Origin of the sequence: Pararhizobium qamdonense, from assembly GCF_029277445.1 — a bacterium.
GTDB lineage: Bacteria > Pseudomonadota > Alphaproteobacteria > Rhizobiales > Rhizobiaceae > Pararhizobium > Pararhizobium qamdonense.
The window spans coordinates 1,253,937-1,275,342 of the sequence record NZ_CP119566.1; the positions used below are offsets into that span (position 1 = coordinate 1,253,937).

The following is a 21,406-nucleotide window of genomic DNA, read 5'->3' on the forward strand; positions in this document are numbered from 1 at the left end:
ACCATCATGTATAGGCACGGCATCAAATTGGGAAGCCGTGGTTCCTCTCGTGGTCTGCGGCTTCATTTACGTGTTCGGTCCCCATGCCGCAATGGCCCGCAAAGGGCTTGCGACAATTGGACCCTGGAACTTGCAGGAAGATTGTTATGAAGGCTGATATCCATCCCGCTTACCACATGATCAAAGTCGTCATGACAGACGGCACGTCCTACGAAACCCGCTCGACCTGGGGTTCGGAAGGCCAGACCATGAACCTCGAAATCGACCCGAAGTCGCATCCGGCATGGACCGGCGGCAACCAGCAGATGCTGGACCGCGGCGGCCGCGTTTCCAAGTTCAAGAAGCGCTTCGAAGGCCTCGGCCTCTAAGACTTTCCTGCTGGAAGACGATCTCGAGAGAGCCCGGTTTGTCCGGGCTTTTTTGCGTTGTGGATTTCGAGGTCTTTCGCGCTTACTGCGCCTTACCGAACGTCTCCTTGTAAGCGGCGGGTGTCGTGGACAGGTGCTTGCGGAAGTGATGGCGCAATGTCGCAGTCGTTCCAAAGCCGGCAATCTCGGCCACTGTCTCGATCGATGCTTGCGAAGTCTCCAGCAGGTCACGGGCGCGCGACAGGCGCTCGGCGAGCAGCCACCGCGCCGGCGTCAGGCCTGTGGCGGCTTCAAAGCGCCGCAGAAAGGTGCGCCTGCTCATGCCGGCCCGCATGGCCAGGGCTTCGAGCGCGTGGTCGCCGCCCAGATGCGCACGCATATGATCCAGCAGGGGTCCGAGCCGGCTGCTCTCATGGGGCTTTGGAACTGCCTGCGCGATGAACTGGGCCTGTCCGCCGTCGCGGTGGGGCGGCACGACAAGCCGGCGCGCGACCGTGTTGGCGGCTGCCGTGCCGAAGTCGCGGCGTATCAGATGCAGGCAGAGATCAAGACCAGCGGCACTGCCTGCTGACGTCAGGACGTTGCCTTCATCGACATACAGCACATCGGGTGTGACCAGAATTTCCGGATATCGCTGCCTCAAGATTTCCGTGTAACGCCAATGCGTCGTTGCCCGTTTTCCGGAGAGAAGCCCCGCAGCGGCGAGAACGAATACGCCTGAGCATATTGAAAGAATCCGGGCGCCGCGATCGTGTGCTTTATTCAGCGCGTCGCACAGAGCAGCGGGCACCGCCGTTTCGACGCCCCGCCAACCCGGCACGATGATCGTATCGGCTTGTGATAGAAGTTCCAGCCCGCCATCGACCATAAACCGGACGCCGCCTGTCGCGCGCATTTCGCCGTCGTCGATCCCGGCAACGGCAAAGCGGTACCAGTCTGGGCCCATCTCCGGCCGCGAAAGGCCGAAAACCTCGACTGCAACGCCGAACTCGAACGTGCACAGGCCATCATAGGCGATGGCGACAACGAGGGGATTGCGGGTGGACGAAGCCTGAAGCGTATTTGGCATGATATTGATTATATATGGCGATAATGCCATCTGCAACTGTGTGCGGATGTGGTCTAGGAATTCCACGTCATCACAATGGAGGCCGAAATGAGTTATGTCACTGACTATCCCGCCGCATCGTCCGATGCCGTTATTGATCATTTCTTGAAGCGTCTTTCGGTGGAGACCGATTGCGCCGATGTCGCATCTGCTCTGGCCTCTGGCGATGAGGACTTTGTTCTTCTGCACGTCGTCGGTTCGCCTGATGCTTACGCACGCCGCCATGTTCCGGGCGCGCTTCACCTGCCGCACCGCGAAATGACGCATGAGCGCATGGCGGAATGGCCTGAAGATGCGCTGTTCGTTGCCTATTGTGCCGGCCCGCATTGCAACGGGGCGGACCAGGCTGCGCTAAAGCTCGCGCGGCTTGGACGGCCGGTGAAGATCATGATCGGCGGCATCACCGGATGGGCTGATGAAGGGTTACCCTTTGCTGCTGGTTCCGAGCCGGGCGTCTTTCGCAAGGCGGCGTGAGTGCCAGCCGGTCAGGGAGGTCGCAGGCGATAGCGGCGGCATCAAGCGGCATGCCTTTTGCCCAACCTGCGGCGCGCCGGTTTATCTGACCTTTGCGGCCATGCCTGATCTTTTCACGATTCATGCCACCAGCCTCGACGATCCCAGCCGGCATGAACCGCAAGCGGTGACTTACCATAAGAGCGGTTGTGCCTGGGATCATCTCGATCCGGATCTGCCAAAATTCGACAGAATGCCGCCAGCATAGGATAACGCGCCAGAAGCTTTCATGGCGGCTTCCCTCGCGCTTCAGCCGCCGCTAAGGTTCCAACCGGCGTCACAGAGTTGACGGGGGTGGGATAAGCATGAAGATCATGATTGCGGAGTTCGCTGCGGCGGCCTTCGTTCTGTTTGCCCGTGCGATCACTGCGGTTCGGGCCATCTGGCCGGAGCACGGATTGCCGTCGCGGCCTTGCGTCTATTTTGCCAATCACTCCAGCCATGGCGATTTTGTGCTGGTCTGGGCGGTTTTGCCGCCGCGCTTGCGAAAACAGGCAAGACCGGTGGCTGGCGCCGAATATTGGCTGAAATCGAAGGTCAGCACCTTCATCGGCCGCGATGTCTTTAACGCCGTGCTGATCGAGCGCGAGCGGGAGAAGCGGACGCAAGACCCGATTGCCCTGATGACCACGGCGATCGATGACGGTTCGTCGCTGATCCTCTTTCCGGAGGGCACGCGCAACCAGACAGATGCGCGGCTCTTGCCGTTCAAGAGCGGCCTTTTTCATCTGATCTCGGCACGTCCGGATGTCGACCTGGTGCCGGTCTGGATCAACAATCTCAACCGGGTCATGCCCAAGGGCGAGATCGTGCCGATACCGCTGATCTGCACCGTCACGTTCGGCGACGCGCTGCGCATCGCGCCCAATGAGGGCAAGGATGCCTTTCTCGAGCGCATGCAGGCGGCCCTTCTGGCCCTGGCTCCAAAACCATTGGGAAGCGGCGAATGAACACGGCAAGCTCCGACCTTCTCACCCTCGTTTTCGGCATTTTCGGCGTGCTGATCTTTGCGTCCGCTATCGGTTATGTCCTGCAGCGGCGCTTTGCCGCCACCGGGCCGAATGACGCGGTCGAAAACCTCAACGCCCGCATCAAGGCCTGGTGGGTGATGGTCATTCTGATCGGCATTGCCTTCATCGCAGGCCGGGCCGGCGTCCTCATTCTCTTTGCCTTCTGCTCTTTTGCCGCCTTGCGGGAATTCGTCACGCTGATCAACACAAGGCGCGCCGATCACTGGGCGCTGGCGTCTGCTTTCTTCATCGTGCTGCCGATCCAGTATTACCTGCTCTGGGCGGAGGAATACGGCATCTTCGCCATCTTCATTCCGGTCTATGCCTTCCTGCTGATGCCGATCATTTCGGTGCTGCGGGGCGATACCGAGCGGTTCCTGATCCGCATCGCCGAAGTGCAATGGGCGTTGATGATCTGCGTTTTCTGCGCCTCGCATGTGCCGGCGCTGCTGACCTTGACCATCCCCGGTTATGAGGGGCGCAATGTGCTTCTGATCGCCTTTCTGGTGATCGTCGTGCAGTTGAGCGATGTGCTGCAATATGTCTGGGGAAAGCTGTTCGGCCGCACCAAGATCGCCCCGAACCTGTCGCCGTCAAAGACCGTCGAGGGTTTTGTGGGCGGCGTCATCAGCGCCACGCTGATCGGCGCCTCGCTCTGGTGGATCACACCGTTTACGCCATTCCAGGCGGGGGTGCTTGCCTTCATCATCACCATCATGGGCTTTTTCGGCGGGCTGGTCCTGTCGGCGGTCAAGCGCGATCGCGGCGTGAAAGACTGGGGCAATCTGATCGAGGGCCATGGCGGGCTGATCGACCGGCTGGACTCCGTCGTCTTTTCCGCGCCGATCTTTTTTCACATCGTGCGCTACTGGTGGTCGCTGTCGTGAGGGCAACGCTCAAGCGATGGGCAGGCAGCGGCACGGTGCATGTGCTGTTCGCCTTCCTGGCGATGGGCGGTTGGGCAATGTTTGCCAATCGCGCCCATGCCATGCCGCAGCCGCTCTATTCGGGGCTTCTGCAGGGCGCGCTGTCGGCTTGCCTGACGCTGTTTTTGAAGTCCGTGATCGACGCGCTGTCCAGACGGTTTACCGGCGCGGCGGGATTGTGGGCGCCGCCGCTGATCGCATGCCTTGGGTCTGCAAGCCTGCTGACTGTCCTGCATGCGCTGATCGGCACGCCTGAAATTGCCAGCACCATCGCCGTGCCGCTTCTGGTCTCTACCAGCTACGCATCGATCTATAATTATTCACTGTCGAGACGAAAAGGGAGCGATCATGACGGATAAAGGCGACCGGCGGCCGCTGGCAAGCCGCAATACCCGATGGGCCGGCGCCATCGCACGGTGGCTGGCGGCACGCGCGATCACGCCCAACCAAATCTCGCAGGCGAGTATGGTGGCGGCGGCGCTTGCCGGAGGTGCATTCGTGCTGGCGGGGCAAAGTACGGGAGGCTCCCGTATCCTCTTCCTCATCCTGGCGATCCTGTTTTGCCAACTCCGGCTGCTTTGCAACCTGTTCGATGGCATGGTCGCGGTGGAAGGCGGCAAGGGGGCGCCGGATGGGCCGTTCTGGAACGAGTTCCCGGACCGCGTTGCCGATCTCCTGATCTTTGCCGGCGCCGGCTATGGCATCGGCATGCCGGGTCTTGGCTGGGCAGCGGGGGGCTTTGCAGTTCTTACCGCCTATGTGCGCGAACTCGGCCGTGCCACGGGACAGCCAAGTGACTTTTCAGGCCCGATGGCCAAGCAGCATCGCATGGCCACCATCACGGCGGCTGCGGCTCTTTCGGTTCTGGAGCCGCTCTGGGGCGGGCACAATGAGGTGCTGATGGCGGCGCTCTGGATCGTGGCGATCGGCGCAGCACTCACGGCCCTCCGCCGCAGCCGCACATTGATCCGCCGTTTGAAAGGGACTGTCTAACCCAATATCGATCGCAACGATCGGCAGACACAAAAAACCCGGCGCATCGGCCGGGTTTGACGTTCTGGATGCGTTGGCACTCGTGGATCAGTTGGTGCCGAAAGCCGTCTGCAGCAGGTTAAGCTGGGCCTTGACGCCGTTCTGGTTGTCGGGAAGAAAGTTCTGGGCTTCCGCCGGGCGGTAGATTTCGCGGTCGAGCAGGGCGACGCGGTTCTGCAGGCGCAGCGAGCGGTCGATCAGATCGCGGAAACCTTCCGGCAGGTCGTTCCAGCCCGGCGCGGTGCGATCGACGTTGAAGCTGTCGAGGCGAACCTTGTTCTTTTCCGAGAGAACCTGTTCGCGGTTCATCTCGCCATTGTTGACGGCGCGCTGCAGCAACAGCCAGGATGCCATCTGCATCAGGCGGGTGGTGAGGCGCATCGATTCTGCCGCGTACAGGACCGATGCCATGCGTGGCAGAACCTTGGATGCGCTACGGCCGGGGCCGTCGAGATAGCTTGCCGTTTCTTCAACCAGGCCCATGCCTTCTGCGTAGAGCACCTTGAACTGCGCCGAAGACGCAGCGTGCCCCGCGAAGCTCACAGTATTCAATCCCCGTTCGGACATGGTTTGATTCCCTGGTTAAACGCATCGACTTGTTCAGGTAACGGACGGGTTAACAAAAAGTTTCCATCCATCCATTTGATAGTTTGAACATGATCCCATAGCGCATTCCGCGCAAGCCTATTCTTAAGAAAGGGTTAATCTCCACAATTCTCTGCTAATTGTGGAAAAAAAGACAAAAAAAGAGCCGCAAAAGCGGCTCTCAAGGTAAAACAGGGAGAAAAATCAGACCATTCGCCGAGGGTGAAATGTCTGAGTCCAGAGCGATCCGGATATCCCAGTAATACCTCATAATGCTTAATGAACTCTTTCAACGGACGGAATCAGGGCAAAATACGGCCGTGTTTTGAGGCCCGTCCGTTCTTTCCCAAAATGGAAAACTATTAACGGAAGAAGTTTTCGGCCGCCGATTTGCTGGCAGACTTTCTGTCCCGCTCGGCTTCCAGCCGCGCGATCTCCTGTTGCAGCAGGCCGATGCGTTGCGAAAGCTCATCGGCCGAAATCAATGTCAGGTCCGCGCCGATTTCGTGGGCCGGTTGTTTCTTTGGGCGGTCGTCGTCAAACAGGCTCATTGGGTCTTCCTTTCCGGCTCCTGGCCATCCAGTTCTTCCTCGAAGGGGGCGGCCCGCGGCGAAAGCTGCAGGCTCTCCGGCGTCGTCAACGTGCCGGGATTGATCGTCGAATAGGCATCACGTTCGGACGCCGGCACGGCGGCGCGCATGCGGCTGCGGAAGATCGCGTAAGCGGTGATCAGCACATGGGCGCAGGCCGTGATCATGAACAGACCGTAGGGGCCGGTCACAGTCATGATCGGGCCGCCGATGGTCGGGCCGATGATCGTGCCAATGCCGTAGAGCAAAAGCAGTCCGCCGGAAATCTTGACGAAATCCTCCGGCGTCGCAAAGTCGTTGGCATGCGAAACGGCGATCGGATAGAGCGCATTGGCTGTTGCGCCGTAGATGCCGACAAGGGTGATCAGCATGATCACATGGGTCGGCTCGATCAGGAAGATCAGCATGCCGGCGACGGCGGCGACGGCTGCGAGCGCCGCCAGAACATAGCGGCGGTCGATCATGTCCGAAAGCCGGCCGGCCGGGAACTGCATGACCGCGCCGGCAAAGATCGTCGTACTCATCATCAGCGCGACATTGCTGTCGGTCAGTCCCACCTGGCGGCCAAAGACGGCGCCGAGCGTGCCATAGGCGCCGTTGGCGATGCCCACGAGCAGGATGCCGAGGAAGGAGATCGGCGAATTGCGGTAGAGGCCGCGCAGGTCGAGGCTCACCTGTTTCAGCGGCTGCGGCGAGGCAGCGGTTGACAGCAATGTCGGCAGCATGGCCAGGCAATAGACGATGCCGCAGATCATGAAGAATGTCGTCGTGCCGGTATCGCCAAACGGGATCATCAGCTGGCCACCGACGACGCCCATCAGAGTGATGGCAATATAGAGCGAGAAGATCGCGCCACGGCTTTCATTGGTGGCGCGCTCGTTCAGCCAGCTTTCGATGATCATCGATGTGCCCGCCGTGGAAAAGCCGGTGAAGGCGCGCAGCACCACCCACCAGATCGGATCCACCAGCAGGCCGGTCAGAAGAGCGATGATGGCGAGAAGGGCTGCAAAGCCGCTGAAGGCACGCACATGGCCGGCGCGCTTGACGATCGTCGGGGCAAGCAGGCAGCCGAGAACGAAGCCGCTGGCCCAGGAGGTGCCGAGCAGGCCGAGCAACGTCGTCGAATAGCCTTCGGTCGTGCCGCGCACCGGCAGAAGCAGACTGTGCAGGCCGTTTCCAAGGAAGAGAAACAGCGTTCCAAGCAGGAGTGCGGCGACAGGAAGAAGGTTTTTTCGCATTTGAAATCCGCTGGTTCCGGGCTGCGGCTAAGGGTAGGGCGATGCCGCCACAATTGCCAGCCGGAATTTTTCATTGAGTGAGACCGCAAAAGACGCTCTAACCCAGATCGCGCGCAAAAGTGACGCGGGTGTGACGGGCCGTAAACGTGCCTAAGCTCTTTTCAACAAATGAGAAAACAATGTCGAAAGCGTTAACGGTTCTTCTGCTTTTGGCGATGCTCATCCAGGTGTTGAAGCCACTCAACCTGCCTGGCCTGCGCCAGCGCCGTGATTTCTGGAAGATCGCCGTGTTTGCAATCGCGGTGATGATGATCACGGTGCTGATCCGGCCCTGAAAAACTTTGCGCCAAACCCGCCGCCATCAGTCTTGCCGTTTTAAAATAGTGCATTAAATCCCGTTCCTTGTGGAAATAATTGATAATTTGAACTGCGTTGCAGTTGCCGTGAAAGGGCTTGGGCCATGAGCCTCGGACTGAATGAAACTCGAAATGATAAAGACGAATTCGAGTTTCTGGGAGATGGGGGCGAGATGGGTGGCCTCATCCGCGCGCTGGACTGGGGTGCAACGCCGCTTGGTCCGGCTGCCGAATGGCCCGGCTGTCTGAAGACGGCAACGTCGCTTCTGTTGCAGTCGCCCGTACCGATCGTCATGCTCTGGGGGCAGGAAGGCGTGATGATCTATAATGACGCCTATTCCATCTTTGCCGGCGGCCGCCATCCGCAACTGCTCGGCTCGAATGTCCGCGAGGGCTGGGCAGAGGTCGCCGATTTCAACGATAATGTCATGAAGGTCGGCCTGGCCGGTGGCACGCTTGCCTATCGCGATCAGGAACTGACGCTGCATCGCAAGGGCGTTCCGGAGCAGGTCTGGATGGACCTGGATTATTCGCCGGTTCTCGACGAACACGGCCGCCCGGCCGGTGTCATCGCCATTGTGGTCGAGACCACCGAACGCGTGCTGGCCGACCGGCGCAATGCCGCCGAACATGAGCGGCTGCAGCAATTGTTCGAGCAGGCGCCCTCCTTCATGGCCATGCTGCAAGGGTCCGAACACCGGTTCGAACTGGTCAATCCCGAATACCGGCGGCTGATCGGCAATCGTGAAGTGCTTGGAAAGGCCGTCGATGACGCTCTGCCGGAAATCATGGGCCAGGGTTTTATAGAATTGCTGGACACGGTGTTTGAGACAGGTCAGGCGATAAGCCGATTTTCCGAAAGGGTCTTTCTGCAAAGGTCAGGCGAAGCGGTCGAGGAGCGATATCTCGACTTCGTCTACCAGCCCATCAAGGATGACGATGGCAAGGTGACAAACATCTTCGTCCAGGGATCGGATGTGACGCAGCGGGTGCGGGCGGAAAATCATCAGAAATTGCTGGTCAACGAGCTCAATCACCGGGTGAAGAACACGCTGGCATCCGTGCAGTCGATCGTCATGCAGACCCTGCGCGGAACGCATACGATGGAAGAGGCCAGCAGTGCGATCAGTGCCCGCATCCTGGCATTGTCTGCCGCGCATAATATTCTCACGGACGAGAACTGGGACGGTGCGGACCTTTTGGTAATGGTGACCTCATCGATCGAAGCGTTCGAAGGCCCGGCACGGGATCGCTTCCAGATTAACGGCCCGCATGTCCGGCTTGGACCGAGAGCAGCGCTGTCGATCGCGCTTGCGCTGCACGAACTGGCGACGAACGCCTTCAAATATGGCTCGCTTTCGACCGACACAGGAATTGTCGCGATCGACTGGTCGGTGAGCAGAGGGCACGGCGACGGTGCGTTCACGCTCACCTGGCGCGAGATCGGCGGACCGTCTGCGCCGGTATCGGACCGCAAGGGGTTCGGCTCGCGCCTGATCCTGCGGGTGCTGCCGATGGAGCTTGGGGGCGCGGCGCGCATCGATTATGGCGCCGAAGGGTTGATCTTCACGCTGGACACCACACTGAAATCCATCGAGGAGAATGCTGCGGGTGGCTAGCCAGGCGAAAAAACGCGTTCTCCTGGTCGAGGATGAAGCCCTCGTCGCCATGCTTGTGGAAGATTACCTGACGGAACTCGGGTTTGATGTGGTCGGCCCTGCCATGCGGCTGGAGCCGGGGCTGCAGATGGCACAGACGGCGGATATCGATTTTGCGGTTCTTGATATCAATCTCGCCGGAAAGCACTCCTTCCCGATCGCCGAAATCCTGCGCCAGCGCGGAATAGCATTCCTCTTTGCCAGCGGCTATGGCGCGGCCGGGCTTGCGGAAGGGTTCGAAAAGGTCCGGGTGCTGCAAAAGCCCTTCGATCGCAGCGATCTCGAAAAGGCGATGCAGCAAGCCGCACCGCAGGCGCTCTGACACCGCTTGGAATTTTGCGCGATGCTCTACAGGAGAATGGTTCCTGTCATGACGGCGGCACATTGTCCGGCAATCCGTATGCTGCGCACCTGACCCTCCGATTTTTCCGCCGTCACGCCGATCACGCTACAGCGTCCCATCTCGACGCCCTGTTCGATGGTGATTTCGATATGGGCGCCGCTCTCCGGCAGCAGCGAAGTCAGTAATGCACCGAGCGCACCGGAGGCGCTACCGGTTGCCGGGTCTTCTATGACATTGTCAAGCGGCGCGAACATCCGGGCGCGCAGAGCCCACGGATTATCCGGCTGGCGCACATAGATGAACAGGGCAAACTGATCATCGTCCGGCGCGTACCGCCTTCCGGCCTCGGCGAAAGCCGCCGTGTTCGGGCAGGCCTTGCCGAGCGTGCCGAGATCGGCCAGTTCGGCAACTGCGAAAGGAAGGCCGACGGAGGCGATCATGGGGGCGTGGGTGGTCAGCACTATCTGCTTAGCCTCGATCGAGGCACAGCGCGCAATGGTTTCCACATCGATCTGCGGTCCGAGCGACAGTGGCTCCGGAGCAGAGATGGCCGCGCCAATCACCTGACCATGTGCGTCCCGCTTCAATTCAGCCTCGACGATGCCCGCTTTTTCCTCGAACCGGAGCACGTCGCCTGCAGCCTTGCCGAATATTTCGCGCTGGCGGCCGAGGACAAACGCAGTGCCGACATTGGGATGACCGGCAAACGGGATCTCCATCGTCGGCGTGAAGATGCGCACCTGCGCCGTGTTCACGGGATCCTGCGGCGGCAGAACGAAGGTGACCTCGGAATAGCGGAATTCGGCGGCGATATCCTGCATCTGCGCGCTTGTCAGCCCGCGTGCATCGGGGATGACGGCCAGCTGATTGCCGGAAAACCGCTCGCTGGTGAAGACATCGACGGTGACATAGGCAACGCTGTTCATGATGATTTCCCTTCGAAAGGCTGATCCGTTTGTCAGGGATAGCGTGCGTCGAGGGCCAAGCGAACAGAGTTCTTGTCACCCTGACAATCGAAGGACGGTGATGCCGTGGCGCAATGAAAAAAGCCCGGCCTGCTTGCGCGGGCCGGGCTTGCTCCCCTCCGTAACGTTCTGAGGTTACGCGGCTTTTTCGAGTTCTTTCTTCCAGCCACCCTTCGCGGCAAGGCTGCACATTTCGGCGCGGTGGCCAAAGGCGCGCTGGCCGGCGGCGACATTTTCCGGCTTGCCGCCCCAGGCATTGAGCGCCTCAGTCTGCAGCGCCCGGCCATAGGAGAAGGTCAGGCCCCAGGGCAGGTCGTATCCGGCGTTCATGGCGGAGAGATGCGCCGTTGCCTCTTCGGTGGACTGGCCGCCGGAGAGGAAGGCGATGCCCGGAACGGCCGACGGCACGGTGCGCTTCAGGACCCGGACCGTGCGCTCGGCAACTTCGGCGACGGAAGCATTGCGCGCCTTCTTGCCGTCGATGACCATGCTCGGCTTCAGGATTATGCCCTCAAGGCTGACGCGGGCGTCGTTCAGTTCCTCGAACACGATGCGCAGCGTCTCTTCGGTGACCTCCTGCGAGCGTTCGATCGAGTGGGTGCCCGGTGCGCCGTCCATCAGCACTTCCGGCTCGACGATCGGTACGATGCCGGCTTCCTGGCAAAGGGCGGCGTAGCGGGCGAGCGCCTGTGCATTGGCCTTGATGGCGCCAAAGCTTGGCAGCACGTCGGAGACTGAGATCACGCCGCGCCATTTGGCAAAGCGCGCACCGGCGTCATAATAGGACTTCAAGCGGGCACCCAGGCCATCAAGGCCTTCGGTGATCGTCTCGCCCGGAAATTTTGCCATCGGCTTGGCACCGGTATCGACTTTGATGCCGGGTACGGCACCGGCTGCGCGGATGATATCGACGAGCGGCGTGCCGTCGGCTGCCTTTTGAAACAGGGTTTCCTCATAGAGGATGACGCCGGAAATATAGGCCTTCATCGCGTCGTCGGCGCGAAACAGCATCTCGCGGTAGTCGCGGCGCGACGTTTCGGTCGAGGTCAGGCTGATCGTCTCGAAGCGCTTGCCGATCGTTGCCGTGGATTCGTCGGCTGCCAGCAGACCCTTGCCGGTGGCGACCATGGCTGCTGCAATATCTTCCAGTCTTTCGCTCATATGCGTTCTCCTGATTATCCTGATGGATCGCGGATAGCAGAAGAATACGGCAAGGAAAACGGAAGTTAAATTGTTTAAAACGATTAAAATAAATTTAATCGTTTGAAAGATTGGGATTATTTTTGCAGTGCATCCAAATTCGCGTGCGTTGCAACGAAAAAACCCCCAGCGTGCAGCCGGGGGCTTGATCGACATTTGGCGTGCGGTGAGCGCTTGCGCCTACTTCTGCTGGTGCAGGATATCGACGCCCGGAAGGGGCTTGCCTTCCATCCATTCGAGGAACGCGCCGCCGGCGGTCGAGACATAGGTCAGGTCATCGGCCACACCGGCATGGTTCATTGCCGACACCGTATCGCCGCCACCGGCAACGGAAACGAGCGCGCCGCTCTTGGTGCGGGACGCCGCGTGTTTGGCAACGGCAACGGTGGCCTTGTCGAAGGGGGCGATCTCAAACGCGCCGAGCGGGCCGTTCCAGACCAGCGTTTCGGCCTTGCTCACCCATTCGTTGACGGCGGCGATCGATTTCGGGCCAACATCGAGCACCATGGCATCGGCCGGGATTGCTTCGATATCAACCACTTCGTTGTCGGCGCCCGCCTTGAACTCGCGGGCAACGACGCCGTCCACCGGCAGAACGATGGCGCAGCCGGCCGTCGCCGCTTCGATCATGATCTGCTTGGCGGTATCGGCGAGATCGTGCTCGCACAGCGACTTGCCGACATTGGTGCCGCGGGCGGCGATGAACGTATTGGCCATGCCGCCGCCGATGACGAGGGCATCGACCTTTTTCACCAAGTTCATCAGCAGGTCGATCTTGGTGGAAACCTTGGCGCCGCCAACGATGGCAACGACCGGGCGCTTCGGATTGCCGAGGCCCTTTTCCAGCGCTTCCAGTTCGGCCTGCATGGTGCGGCCGGCATAGGCGGGCAGCAGCCGGGCCAGACCCTCGGTCGAGGAATGGGCACGGTGAGCGGCGGAAAACGCATCATTGACATAGATGTCGCCATTGGCGGCCAGCGCCTTGGTGAAGTCGGCGTCGTTCTTTTCCTCGGCCTTGTGGAAGCGGGTGTTTTCAAGAAGCAGGACGTCGCCGTCGTTCATGCCGGCAATGGCCGATGAAGCCTTCTCGCCGATGCTATCGGCAGCGAAATGGACGCGCTGGTCGAGGATGTCTTCGACGGCAGGCGCGATCAGCGACAGCGACATGTCGGAGACCGGCTCGCCCTTTGGGCGGCCGAAATGGGCGAGAAGGATGACCTTGGCGCCTTTTTCGGAGAGTTCGCGGATGGTCGGGATGATGCGTTCGATGCGGGTCGCATCGGTGACCTGGCCGTCCTTGACCGGAACATTGAGATCGACGCGCACAAGCACGCGCTTTCCGGCGATATCGGTGAGGTCGTCGAGGGTCTTGAAAGTCATGGAGGGTCTCCGGTCAAAGTCTTATGAAAAGGGTGGGATAATCCATCACCAGCCCGTCTTCGTCCACCGGCAGTTCGGCGGTGAAGGAACGGTCCTCGGCCTCGTATCGATACAGGCGGCCGTCTTCGAGGCATGTATAGTTCTGGCCATCGGGAAAGGGCTCGAACGTATCGAAGGGCACAAAGAGCATGGTGAGTTTGGCGGTGCCGTCCTCCGGCTTCAGGCCAAGGCGGCGGATGGGCAAAGTATTGGTAAAGGGCGTTCCGGCCAGATCGATATCGATACATCCGTCAAAGGCTGGGAGAGGGGTGCCGGTGCCATCGCGCCAGTGTCCCTTGCCGTCGGATGTCATGGCGAGCTGCCGGCCATCGGTCGTCTCGATGCTGAAGGACATCACGGTCCAGGCCGCATCGCAGTCGATCGTGTAGCGGACGCCATAGGGGCGGCCGCCACGTTCGCCGATCAGGACGCTGGAGGCGCGGATACCTGCCTCAAGAGGCCCGATCGTCAGATGTTCGAGCCCTTCCCCTTCGAGCGGACGCCAGCGTACCGTCTTGAGGGAAGGGTGCCGAAACATGGAAGTCTCCATCTCTGCGCGGCAGTTTTACCCGGCCTTTGCCAAGCATGGCTGACCATGCAGGCACGGCCGGGTACGCCACTTTAGATCAGCTTTGCCATTGCAACGGCCGTGTCGGCCATGCGGTTGGAGAAGCCCCATTCATTGTCGTACCAGGACAGGATGCGGACGAACTTGCCTTCCAGAACCTTGGTCTGGTCGTTGGCGAAGATCGAGGAATGGCTGTCATGGTTGAAGTCGCGCGACACCAGCGGCTCGTCGGTATAGCCGAGAATGCCCTTCAGCGCGCCGTCGGAGGCTGCCTTGATCGCACCGTTGATTTCGGCAACCGTCGTGTCGCGCTTGGCGACGAACTTGAAGTCGACGACGGAAACGTTCGGGGTCGGAACGCGGATCGAGGTGCCGTCGAGCTTGCCCTTGAGGTGCGGCAGTACGAGGCCAACGGCCTTGGCAGCGCCGGTCGAGGTCGGGATCATCGACAAAGCGGCAGCGCGGGCGCGGTACAGGTCTTTGTGCATCGTGTCGAGCGTCGGCTGGTCGCCGGTGTAGGAATGGATCGTGGTCATGAAGCCATGATCGATGCCGACGACGTCGTCCAGGGTCTTGACGACCGGAACCAGGCAGTTGGTCGTGCAGGATGCGTTGGAGATGACCAGGTGTTCCTTGGTCAGCTCGGTGTGGTTGACGCCGAAGACGACGGTGAGGTCGGCACCATCAGCAGGCGCCGAAACGATGACGCGCTTGGCACCGGCCTGCAGGTGCAGGGCAGCCTTGTCGCGCGACGTGAAGATGCCGGTGCATTCCAGGGCGATATCAACGCCCATGGCGGCATGCGGCAGGGTTGCCGGATCCTTGATCGCGGTGACCTTGATCGGCTTGCCGCCAGCAACGATGATCGTGTCGCCTTCGACCTGAACCGTGGCCGGGAACTTGCCGTGGATCGAATCGTAGCGCAGCAGATGGGCATTGGTCTCGACAGGGCCGAGATCGTTGATGGCAACGACTTCAATGTCGGTGCGGCCGGATTCGACGATGGCGCGAAGGACGTTGCGGCCGATGCGGCCAAAGCCGTTGATGGCAACTTTTACAGTCATTTCAGGTCTCTCCCTGTCTTAAGGTGTCGATGTGGAAAACGGAGCGCGTTGGGAACGCGCTCCGAAGGGGAAAATCAGGCCAGCTTCTTTTCGGCCGCCGCAACGATGGCGTCCGATGTGATGCCGAAATGCTTGAACAGGTCCTTGGCCGGGCCGGAAGCGCCGAACGAGTGCATGCCGACGAAATCGCCATCATTGCCGATGAAGTAGTCCCAGCCTTGGCGGACTGCGGCTTCTGCGGCGATCTTGACCGGCGCATCGCCGATGACGGCCTTGCGGTAATCGTCCGGCTGTTCCTGGAACAGTTCGAAGCAGGGAACCGAAACGACGCGGGTCGCAATGCCCTTGCCGTTCAGTTCGCCAGCCGCCTTGACGGCCAGTTCGACTTCCGAGCCGGAGGCAAAGATCGAGACCTTGGCATTGTCGGCGGCGATCAGCTCATAGGCACCCTTGGCCGAGAGGTTTTCGGCCGAGTATGTGAGGCGCGACGGCGCGAGATTCTGGCGGGTCAGCGCCAGGCCGGACGGACGGTGCTGTTCCTTCAGCGCCTGCTGCCAGCATTCGGCTGTTTCGACAGCGTCTGCCGGGCGGAACATCAGGAGATTGGGGATAGCACGCAAAGCTGCCATGTGCTCGACCGGCTCATGCGTCGGGCCATCTTCGCCGACGCCGATGGAATCATGCGTCAGAACGTGGATGACGCGGATGCCCATAAGAGCAGCCAGGCGGATCGACGGACGGCAATAGTCCGAGAAGATCATGAAGCCGCCGGAATAGGGGATCAACCCGCCGTGCAGCGAAATCCCGTTCATGGCGGCAGCCATGCCGTGTTCGCGGATGCCCCAATGCATGTAACGTCCGGAGAAATCGGTCGGGGTGATCGACTTCATCTGGCTGGTCTTGGTGTTGTTGGACGGCGTCAGGTCGGCCGAGCCGCCGAGCATTTCCGGCACGATGCCGTTGATGACTTCGAGCGCATCTTCGGATGCCTTGCGGGTGGCAACCGTCGGCGGAGCGTCGGCCAGCTTCTTCTTGTAGCTGTCGATGGCGGCATCGAGATCGCCCGGAAGGGTTCCGGCAAAGCGGCGGGTGAACTCGGACTTCTTCGTCGCTTCGGTCGCGGCCAGGCGGCCGTCCCACGCCTTGTGTGCGTCAGCCGAGCGGCCACCGGCGGTGCGCCAGGCGTCGAGAACGTCTGCCGGAACGGTGAAGGCTTCGGATTCCCAGTTCAGGGCCTTGCGGGTGGCTGCAATTTCCTCGGCACCCAGCGGCGAGCCATGGACCTTGTGGGTGCCTTGCTTGTTGGGAGCGCCGAAACCGATCACCGTTTTGCAGGCGATGAAGGTCGGGCGGTCGGACTTGTGGGCTTCCTCGATCGCGGCGGCGATCTGGTCGGGGTCATGGCCATCAACGCGGATCGTGTTCCAGTGCACGGCCTGGAAGCGGGCGATCTGGTCGGTCGAGTCCGACAGGGAGACGGCGCCATCGATGGTGATGTTGTTGTCGTCCCAGAACAGCACCAGCTTGCTCAGCTTGAGGTGGCCGGCGAGCGCGATGGCTTCGTGGCTAATGCCTTCCATCAGGCAGCCGTCGCCGCACAGAACATAGGTGTGGTGGTTCTGCAGGTCGCTGCCGAACTCCTCTTCCAGCTTGCGCTCGGCGATCGCCATGCCGACGGCATTGGCAATGCCCTGGCCGAGCGGACCGGTGGTGGTTTCGATGCCCGAGGCATGACCGAATTCCGGATGGCCGGCGGTCTTGGAGCCGAGCTGGCGGAACTGCTTGATGTCCTCGATGGTCATGTCTTCGTAGCCCGTCAAATAGAGCAGCGAGTAGAGCAGCATCGAGCCATGGCCGGCCGACAGGACGAAACGATCGCGGTCTGCCCAGAGCGGCGCCTTCGGATCGAATTTCAGGTAACGGGAGAATAGCACCGTTGCCACGTCGGCAGCGCCCATGGGCAGGCCGGGATGGCCGGAATTGGCCTTTTCGACGGCATCCATGGAGAGGAATCGGATTGCATTTGCCATCCGGTCGTGATTTTCGCGAGAGATCATTGTCTGTTCCGCTTGAGTTCGGTGGACAGGGGACGGTCTCTATCCTCCAAAGACCGTATGAGAAGCGGGTGACACATAGCACCTGCTTCGACGGAGTCAACAAATACGGGCTTTTTGGCCGGGCTTGAAGGCTCTTTTTGCGCGTGTTTCCCGTTCGCTCCCCACAAACGGGGTTCACCGATACTAATCGATTTAAAATTCGTGATCCACAGGTTACGCAGTCCTTGCAAGCCGTTGGCGTTGTAGAGACTTGCCGAATGGGTTTATTAGTGTGATTGGCTTGAAATACAGGCTTCGGGGCGGCGATTCGACGCGGCCTGGTGCGTATCAGGAAAGCGTGATGGCGGCAGGAAAGACAGTCAAGGCGGCGATCGACGAGCTGCGCAGCGCAGTGAGCAGCCTCGAGAATGCCATTGATGGACGGTTCGACCGGGAGCGCGACCTTGGCGAGATTGAAGGCGAAGTGCGGCGTGTCAACACCGACCGCTCACGGCTCGCCCAGGAACTCGACCAATCGCAATTCCGGGCAAACCGGCTTGAGGAAGTCAACCGCGAAGTCTCGCGCCGTCTGGTGACGGCCATGGAAACGATAAGGGCAGTGCTGGACCGCTAAGGCGTGGTCCGCCTGCGGGTCAGGTGACGTATGGCGCAAGTAACGGTGATGATCGACGGCAAGGCCTATCGCATGGCATGCGAGGAGGGCCAGGAAGATCATCTGACCGAACTGGCCACCCGCTTCGATCAATATGTCAGCCACCTGAAGACCCAGTTCGGCGAGATCGGCGATCTGCGCCTGACCGTGATGGCCGGCATCATGGTGATGGATGAACTCAGCGAAGTGAACCGCAAGCTGAAAAATATCCAGGCAGAGACCGACGCGCTGAAACAGGGCCGCGTCGCCACGCTCTCGGACCAGCAGAAGAACGAGGATGTGCTCGCCACGGCGCTTGCCGAAGTCACAACCCAGATCCACGAGATCGCCGCCAAGCTCAGCGGCAAGACGACGCCTGCGCCGCACTGAATTTCAACAAGTTCAGCACGTGCCACTGGCGCGAGCCTCCAATGCACTCTATATTGACCTTGCGGTCTGCGCCTCCCGACAGGACACCACAATCCCTGGGGCCATACTCGATCCAAAGGGAGCTGTCCCTGACCTGGCCCGTGGGCTAGGTCACATGGCGCCCACCTACGTTTGTAGGCACCCAGGATCGTAAAAAGTCCATCGGTCGTGTGGATCGCACCTTATCTTCTTCTCAGAAATTTTATCCCTGCGCTGCCGGCCGGAAGGCCTCGCGGATGGCGTTGGACATGCTTTCGACGATCCGTTTGTTGCCGCGCGGCCTGGTCTTCATCACGACGTTTGAAAAGTCGATGACATCGTAGCCGTCGGCGGCTGTCAGTTCGCGGCAGCCGGCGGGGATGCTGGAGCGGGTGAGGGGGGCGATGGATAGGCCCGAGGTGACGGCGGCGATCAGGCCGCTGCTGGTGCGGCTGATATAGGCGACGCGGCTTTCGATGCCGCGTTTTGTCAGGCTGCGAAGCGCCAGTTCATCGCACCATCCGTTTTTCAGATAGGTATAGGTGGCGATCGGCAGAGGTTGGCGCATATGCGCGCCATGCTGGTCGCAGGTCACCCAGACAGTTGGATCGACCATCAGCACCTCATTGCGCGTCGGGCCGCCCGGCTCGAAGACCACAGCGATATCGATCTCACCGGCATCGAGCGCTGCAAGGTTGGACATCGAGACGCCCTGCTGCACGGTCACCTCGACGCCCGGATGAACGGCGGCGAAGGCGCCCAGCGCTTTCGGCAAGGTCGAGTTGATATATTCCTCCGAAATGCCGATCCTGACGGAGCCATCGAGTGCCGGAAGCCGGATCGAAGCGGCCGTGTCGTCCAGCATCGTGACGATACGCCGGGCATTGTCCAGCAGCCTGATGCCGTGGCCGGTCATGTTGACGCCGCGCGATCCGCGCTCGAACAGGCTTTCGCCCAAAATATCCTCGAGCTTCTTGATCTGCATGCTGACAGCGGATTGCGTCCGGCCGACCTTCTCCCCCGCTTTGGTAAAATTGCCGCTTTCGGCCACGGCCACGAAGGTGCGCAGGAGATCGCTTTCGAGAGGAGGAAACATCGCGCCCGCCATCATGTTTTCTAATGGCAGGCATGTTCGCAATTCGTTGGATTGATGTCAATGGACGTCCGATACTCCATGGGAGCACGCGGGAGCGTCTGGTCATGAAGCACGATTACAGAAGACGGCGGTGGCCCGCCAGATTGAGCAGAGGGATTTGGGACATGCTTGCACAATGGCGGCAAAGGCGCTTGGCGCGGCAGGCCTTCACCGAGATATCGGCGCGCAAAAATGCGCATCTGTTCGATGATATCGGCTTGGACGGAGCGGATGCGGGGCGTGATGCGGCTGATGGTGCCGGGCGGCATCGCTTCTGGATGTTATGAGATCAAATCCATCCGGGCTGCGCGGAAAATCGCCTCTGCGACATTGCCCGCCTGCAGTTTCTCCATCGCAGACGCGAAGGCCTGTTCTATTTTCTTGCGGCAGATATCGGTTTCCCGGCTGATATCATCCCGGGTGCGCCCGCGCGCGGCCAAAGACAGGCAGCGCAATTCCAAGGGATCGAGTTCCTGCAGCATCTTGTCCTTCATGGACATATCCGGCTCCGTCTAAAAGCTGAACAGTTCCCCGCATCGCCGGAAGCGGGCACCGAACTGTCTGTCTGATGTTGATTGCCGCCCTCTCTTGCACGTCGAAAACGGGAGGGGAAAGTGGAACCGGCTTGCATGATGAACAGACCTCTAACATCGTGCCAGTTTGGGAAAACTGCGCGGTTGTGGGGCAAAATGCGGCATTATATGCCGGTTGCGCGGTTTCCCTGGCGCCTGTTGATGGACTAGATAGGAACATTGGCAGACCGGGAGAGCACGGCGATGACACCGAGGGAACTGAAAGCTGCGCTGCGTCTGGAACGCCTGGCGGTGCGCGATTCGATGGCGCCGGAGGCGCGCATCGCGGCAAGCCTGAAGATGCTCGACCATGCCGGTGATGCGATCGAATTTTTGCCGGGTCAGGTGATTTCCGGCTTCTGGCCGATCCGCTCCGAGGTTGATATCCGGCCGCTGATGGCGCGGCTGGAAGAACGCGGCGCCCGGCTTTGCCTTCCTGCCATCATCGACAGGCAGACGATCGTCTTTCGCGAACTGGTGCCGGGCGCGCCAATCGTCGAGACGGGGTTCGGCACCACCGGGCCGGCCGAGGATGCGCCGGTTCTCGATCCGGATATCCTGCTGGTACCCCTGTCTGCCTTCGACAGGACGGGCCACAGGATCGGCTATGGAGCGGGATATTACGACCGCGCCATCGAGCGTTTGCGCCTGAAAGGCCGTACACCAAGGCTGATCGGGATTGCATTTGACTGCCAGGAAGTGGCATCAGTGCCGGCAGAGCCGCATGATGTGGCGCTGGACGCCCTGCTGACCGAAAGCGGGCTCCGGATCTTCGGGCTAGGAATAAGCGAATATGAGACTTCTGTTTCTGGGTGATATGGTTGGCAAGACTGGCCGGACGGCGGTCTGGGAAAAACTTCCCGGCCTGATCAGCGACCTGAAACTCGATTTCGTCGTTGTCAACGGCGAGAATGCCGCCGGCGGTTTCGGCATCACCGAAGATATCTTTCTGGAGACCATCAATGCTGGCGCCGATGTGGTGACCACCGGCAACCATGTCTGGGACCAGAAGGAAGCCGTGTCCTTTTGCCAGCGGCACGACCAGTTTCTGCGGCCCGCCAATTATCCGGCTGGCACGCCGGGTCGCGGCTCCAATCTCTTTTTCGCCCGCAACGGCGCCCGCGTGCTTGTCGCCAATGTCATGGGCCGCGTCTTCATGCATCCGGAACTCGACGACCCCTTCAAGGCGGCGGAAAGCATTCTGGCCGCCTGCCCGCTGAAGGAACAGGCTGACGCGATCATCTTCGACTTCCATGCGGAAGCGACCAGCGAAAAACAATGTTTCGGCCATTTCGTCGATGGCCGCGCCAGCTTCGTCGTCGGCACGCACACGCATGTGCCGACCGCCGACGCGCAAATCCTCAATGGCGGCACGGCCTATATGTCGGATGCCGGCATGTGCGGCGATTACGATTCTTCGCTTGGCATGGAAAAGGAAGAGCCGCTGAACCGCTTCATTTCCAAGATGCCGAAAGGCCGTTTCGAGGCCGCCTCCGGTCCAGCCACCCTTTGCGGCGTCGGCGTCGAAATTTCCGACCGCACCGGTCTGGCTGAGAATATCGCGCCGCTGAGAATTGGACCCCGGCTTTCCGAAACGATCCCGGCTTTCTGGGGGTAACGTTTTCCAAGCCGCTTTCATAATGTCACGATCAATAAATGT

General features: G+C 60.6%; 26 protein-coding genes, 1 other RNA gene and 1 pseudogene. 16 read left to right on the top strand and 12 right to left on the bottom strand.

Annotation, left to right across the window (positions count from 1 at the left end):
* The first annotated feature begins 146 nt into the window (after positions 1-146).
* Positions 147-368, top strand: a complete 222-nt coding sequence (gene rpmE, locus PYR65_RS05905; RefSeq protein WP_037099961.1) for a 50S ribosomal protein L31 — start codon at positions 147-149, stop codon at positions 366-368.
* 82 nt (positions 369-450) lie between these two features.
* Here rpmE and ftrA read toward each other — a convergent pair whose 3' ends face one another.
* The gene (gene ftrA / locus PYR65_RS05910) at positions 451-1,437 is read right to left on the bottom strand and encodes a transcriptional regulator FtrA (RefSeq protein WP_276120285.1); all 987 of its coding nucleotides are present in this window, start codon (positions 1,435-1,437) and stop codon (positions 451-453) included.
* A gap of 87 nt (positions 1,438-1,524) precedes the next feature.
* On the opposite strand from ftrA, the gene PYR65_RS05915 reads away from it, so the two are divergent.
* The 6 genes and pseudogenes from PYR65_RS05915 to PYR65_RS05940 all read left to right on the top strand — a co-directional run bounded on the left by PYR65_RS05915 (position 1,525) and on the right by PYR65_RS05940 (position 4,918).
* A complete protein-coding gene (locus tag PYR65_RS05915) occupies positions 1,525-1,950 on the top strand; it encodes a rhodanese-like domain-containing protein (RefSeq protein WP_276120286.1) in 426 nt (141 codons plus the stop codon).
* Positions 1,951-1,966: 16 nt separating this feature from the next.
* Positions 1,967-2,197 (top strand): annotated as a pseudogene (locus tag PYR65_RS05920) (GFA family protein); the annotation flags it as partial.
* Positions 2,198-2,294: 97 nt separating this feature from the next.
* The gene (locus PYR65_RS05925; RefSeq protein WP_276120287.1) at positions 2,295-2,939 is read left to right on the top strand and encodes a lysophospholipid acyltransferase family protein; all 645 of its coding nucleotides are present in this window, start codon (positions 2,295-2,297) and stop codon (positions 2,937-2,939) included.
* On the top strand, positions 2,936-3,886 hold the full coding sequence (locus tag PYR65_RS05930; protein ID WP_276120288.1) for a phosphatidate cytidylyltransferase: 951 nt from the start codon (positions 2,936-2,938) through the stop codon (positions 3,884-3,886). The genes PYR65_RS05925 and PYR65_RS05930 overlap by 4 nt, the downstream gene beginning before the upstream one ends.
* On the top strand, positions 3,871-4,284 hold the full coding sequence (locus PYR65_RS05935; protein ID WP_407951280.1) for a hypothetical protein: 414 nt from the start codon (positions 3,871-3,873) through the stop codon (positions 4,282-4,284). The genes PYR65_RS05930 and PYR65_RS05935 overlap by 16 nt, the downstream gene beginning before the upstream one ends.
* Positions 4,274-4,918, top strand: a complete 645-nt coding sequence (locus tag PYR65_RS05940; RefSeq protein WP_276120290.1) for a CDP-alcohol phosphatidyltransferase family protein — start codon at positions 4,274-4,276, stop codon at positions 4,916-4,918. The genes PYR65_RS05935 and PYR65_RS05940 overlap by 11 nt, the downstream gene beginning before the upstream one ends.
* 87 nt (positions 4,919-5,005) lie before the next feature.
* On the opposite strand, the gene rcdA is transcribed toward PYR65_RS05940, so the two are convergent.
* The 3 genes from rcdA to PYR65_RS05955 all read right to left on the bottom strand — a co-directional run bounded on the left by rcdA (position 5,006) and on the right by PYR65_RS05955 (position 7,370).
* The gene (rcdA, locus tag PYR65_RS05945; RefSeq protein WP_060639387.1) at positions 5,006-5,524 is read right to left on the bottom strand and encodes a protease adaptor protein RcdA; all 519 of its coding nucleotides are present in this window, start codon (positions 5,522-5,524) and stop codon (positions 5,006-5,008) included.
* A 380-nt stretch (positions 5,525-5,904) separates the two neighbouring features.
* Positions 5,905-6,093, bottom strand: a complete 189-nt coding sequence (locus PYR65_RS05950) for a DUF1192 domain-containing protein (protein ID WP_276120291.1) — start codon at positions 6,091-6,093, stop codon at positions 5,905-5,907.
* Positions 6,090-7,370, bottom strand: coding sequence for an MFS transporter (locus tag PYR65_RS05955; RefSeq protein ID WP_060639389.1), 1,281 nt, complete (start codon positions 7,368-7,370; stop codon positions 6,090-6,092). The genes PYR65_RS05950 and PYR65_RS05955 overlap by 4 nt, the downstream gene beginning before the upstream one ends.
* A 179-nt stretch (positions 7,371-7,549) precedes the next feature.
* Here PYR65_RS05955 and PYR65_RS05960 point away from each other — a divergent pair, with 179 nt between their 5' ends.
* From PYR65_RS05960 to PYR65_RS05970, 3 genes are all read left to right on the top strand, one after another.
* Positions 7,550-7,705, top strand: coding sequence for a hypothetical protein (locus PYR65_RS05960; protein WP_156383220.1), 156 nt, complete (start codon positions 7,550-7,552; stop codon positions 7,703-7,705).
* Between the two features lie 125 nt (positions 7,706-7,830).
* Positions 7,831-9,345 carry a sensor histidine kinase gene (locus PYR65_RS05965; protein ID WP_276120292.1) on the top strand — a complete coding sequence of 505 codons (1,515 nt, stop codon included), beginning with the start codon at positions 7,831-7,833 and terminating at the stop codon, positions 9,343-9,345.
* Positions 9,338-9,706 carry a response regulator gene (locus PYR65_RS05970; RefSeq protein ID WP_276120293.1) on the top strand — a complete coding sequence of 123 codons (369 nt, stop codon included), beginning with the start codon at positions 9,338-9,340 and terminating at the stop codon, positions 9,704-9,706. Before PYR65_RS05965 ends, PYR65_RS05970 begins: the two co-directional genes overlap by 8 nt.
* A 26-nt stretch (positions 9,707-9,732) precedes the next feature.
* Here PYR65_RS05970 and PYR65_RS05975 read toward each other — a convergent pair whose 3' ends face one another.
* From PYR65_RS05975 to tkt, 6 genes are all read right to left on the bottom strand, one after another.
* On the bottom strand, positions 9,733-10,653 hold the full coding sequence (locus tag PYR65_RS05975; RefSeq protein ID WP_276120294.1) for a PhzF family phenazine biosynthesis protein: 921 nt from the start codon (positions 10,651-10,653) through the stop codon (positions 9,733-9,735).
* Between the two features lie 174 nt (positions 10,654-10,827).
* Complete coding sequence (locus PYR65_RS05980; protein WP_276120295.1) at positions 10,828-11,853, bottom strand: class I fructose-bisphosphate aldolase; 1,026 nt, start codon at positions 11,851-11,853, stop codon at positions 10,828-10,830.
* Positions 11,854-12,072: 219 nt separating this feature from the next.
* A complete protein-coding gene (locus tag PYR65_RS05985; protein ID WP_276120296.1) occupies positions 12,073-13,272 on the bottom strand; it encodes a phosphoglycerate kinase in 1,200 nt (399 codons plus the stop codon).
* Positions 13,273-13,285: 13 nt separating this feature from the next.
* A complete protein-coding gene (locus PYR65_RS05990; protein ID WP_276120297.1) occupies positions 13,286-13,849 on the bottom strand; it encodes a putative glycolipid-binding domain-containing protein in 564 nt (187 codons plus the stop codon).
* An 83-nt stretch (positions 13,850-13,932) separates the two neighbouring features.
* Positions 13,933-14,943: a type I glyceraldehyde-3-phosphate dehydrogenase gene (gap, locus tag PYR65_RS05995; protein ID WP_060639395.1), complete on the bottom strand. Its 1,011-nt coding sequence runs from the start codon at positions 14,941-14,943 to the stop codon at positions 13,933-13,935.
* A 74-nt stretch (positions 14,944-15,017) separates the two neighbouring features.
* Positions 15,018-17,000 carry a transketolase gene (gene tkt / locus PYR65_RS06000; protein ID WP_276120298.1) on the bottom strand — a complete coding sequence of 661 codons (1,983 nt, stop codon included), beginning with the start codon at positions 16,998-17,000 and terminating at the stop codon, positions 15,018-15,020.
* Between the two features lie 340 nt (positions 17,001-17,340).
* Between tkt and PYR65_RS06005 the strand changes: the two genes are divergently transcribed.
* From PYR65_RS06005 to ssrS, 3 genes are all read left to right on the top strand, one after another.
* The gene (locus PYR65_RS06005; protein ID WP_060639397.1) at positions 17,341-17,613 is read left to right on the top strand and encodes a DUF4164 domain-containing protein; all 273 of its coding nucleotides are present in this window, start codon (positions 17,341-17,343) and stop codon (positions 17,611-17,613) included.
* A 30-nt stretch (positions 17,614-17,643) separates the two neighbouring features.
* A complete protein-coding gene (locus tag PYR65_RS06010; protein WP_276120299.1) occupies positions 17,644-18,021 on the top strand; it encodes a cell division protein ZapA in 378 nt (125 codons plus the stop codon).
* 60 nt (positions 18,022-18,081) lie between these two features.
* A non-coding RNA gene (ssrS, locus tag PYR65_RS06015) (6S RNA) lies at positions 18,082-18,241 on the top strand.
* A gap of 21 nt (positions 18,242-18,262) precedes the next feature.
* Here ssrS and PYR65_RS06020 read toward each other — a convergent pair.
* Positions 18,263-19,135: a LysR family transcriptional regulator gene (locus PYR65_RS06020; protein WP_276120300.1), complete on the bottom strand. Its 873-nt coding sequence runs from the start codon at positions 19,133-19,135 to the stop codon at positions 18,263-18,265.
* A gap of 104 nt (positions 19,136-19,239) precedes the next feature.
* Here PYR65_RS06020 and PYR65_RS06025 point away from each other — a divergent pair, with 104 nt between their 5' ends.
* Entirely contained in the window at positions 19,240-19,461 is a 222-nt protein-coding gene (locus PYR65_RS06025; RefSeq protein WP_276120301.1) for a hypothetical protein, read from the top strand.
* On the opposite strand, the gene PYR65_RS06030 is transcribed toward PYR65_RS06025, so the two are convergent.
* Positions 19,456-19,668 (bottom strand): helix-turn-helix domain-containing protein, encoded by a 213-nt coding sequence (locus PYR65_RS06030; RefSeq protein ID WP_060639582.1) that lies wholly within the window; start codon positions 19,666-19,668, stop codon positions 19,456-19,458. The genes PYR65_RS06025 and PYR65_RS06030 overlap by 6 nt on opposite strands.
* A 282-nt stretch (positions 19,669-19,950) precedes the next feature.
* Between PYR65_RS06030 and PYR65_RS06035 the strand changes: the two genes are divergently transcribed.
* Both PYR65_RS06035 and PYR65_RS06040 read left to right on the top strand, forming a co-directional pair.
* On the top strand, positions 19,951-20,562 hold the full coding sequence (locus PYR65_RS06035) for a 5-formyltetrahydrofolate cyclo-ligase (protein WP_276120302.1): 612 nt from the start codon (positions 19,951-19,953) through the stop codon (positions 20,560-20,562).
* Complete coding sequence (locus PYR65_RS06040) at positions 20,540-21,364, top strand: TIGR00282 family metallophosphoesterase (protein WP_276120303.1); 825 nt, start codon at positions 20,540-20,542, stop codon at positions 21,362-21,364. Before PYR65_RS06035 ends, PYR65_RS06040 begins: the two co-directional genes overlap by 23 nt.
* The last annotated feature ends 42 nt before the right edge of the window (positions 21,365-21,406 follow it).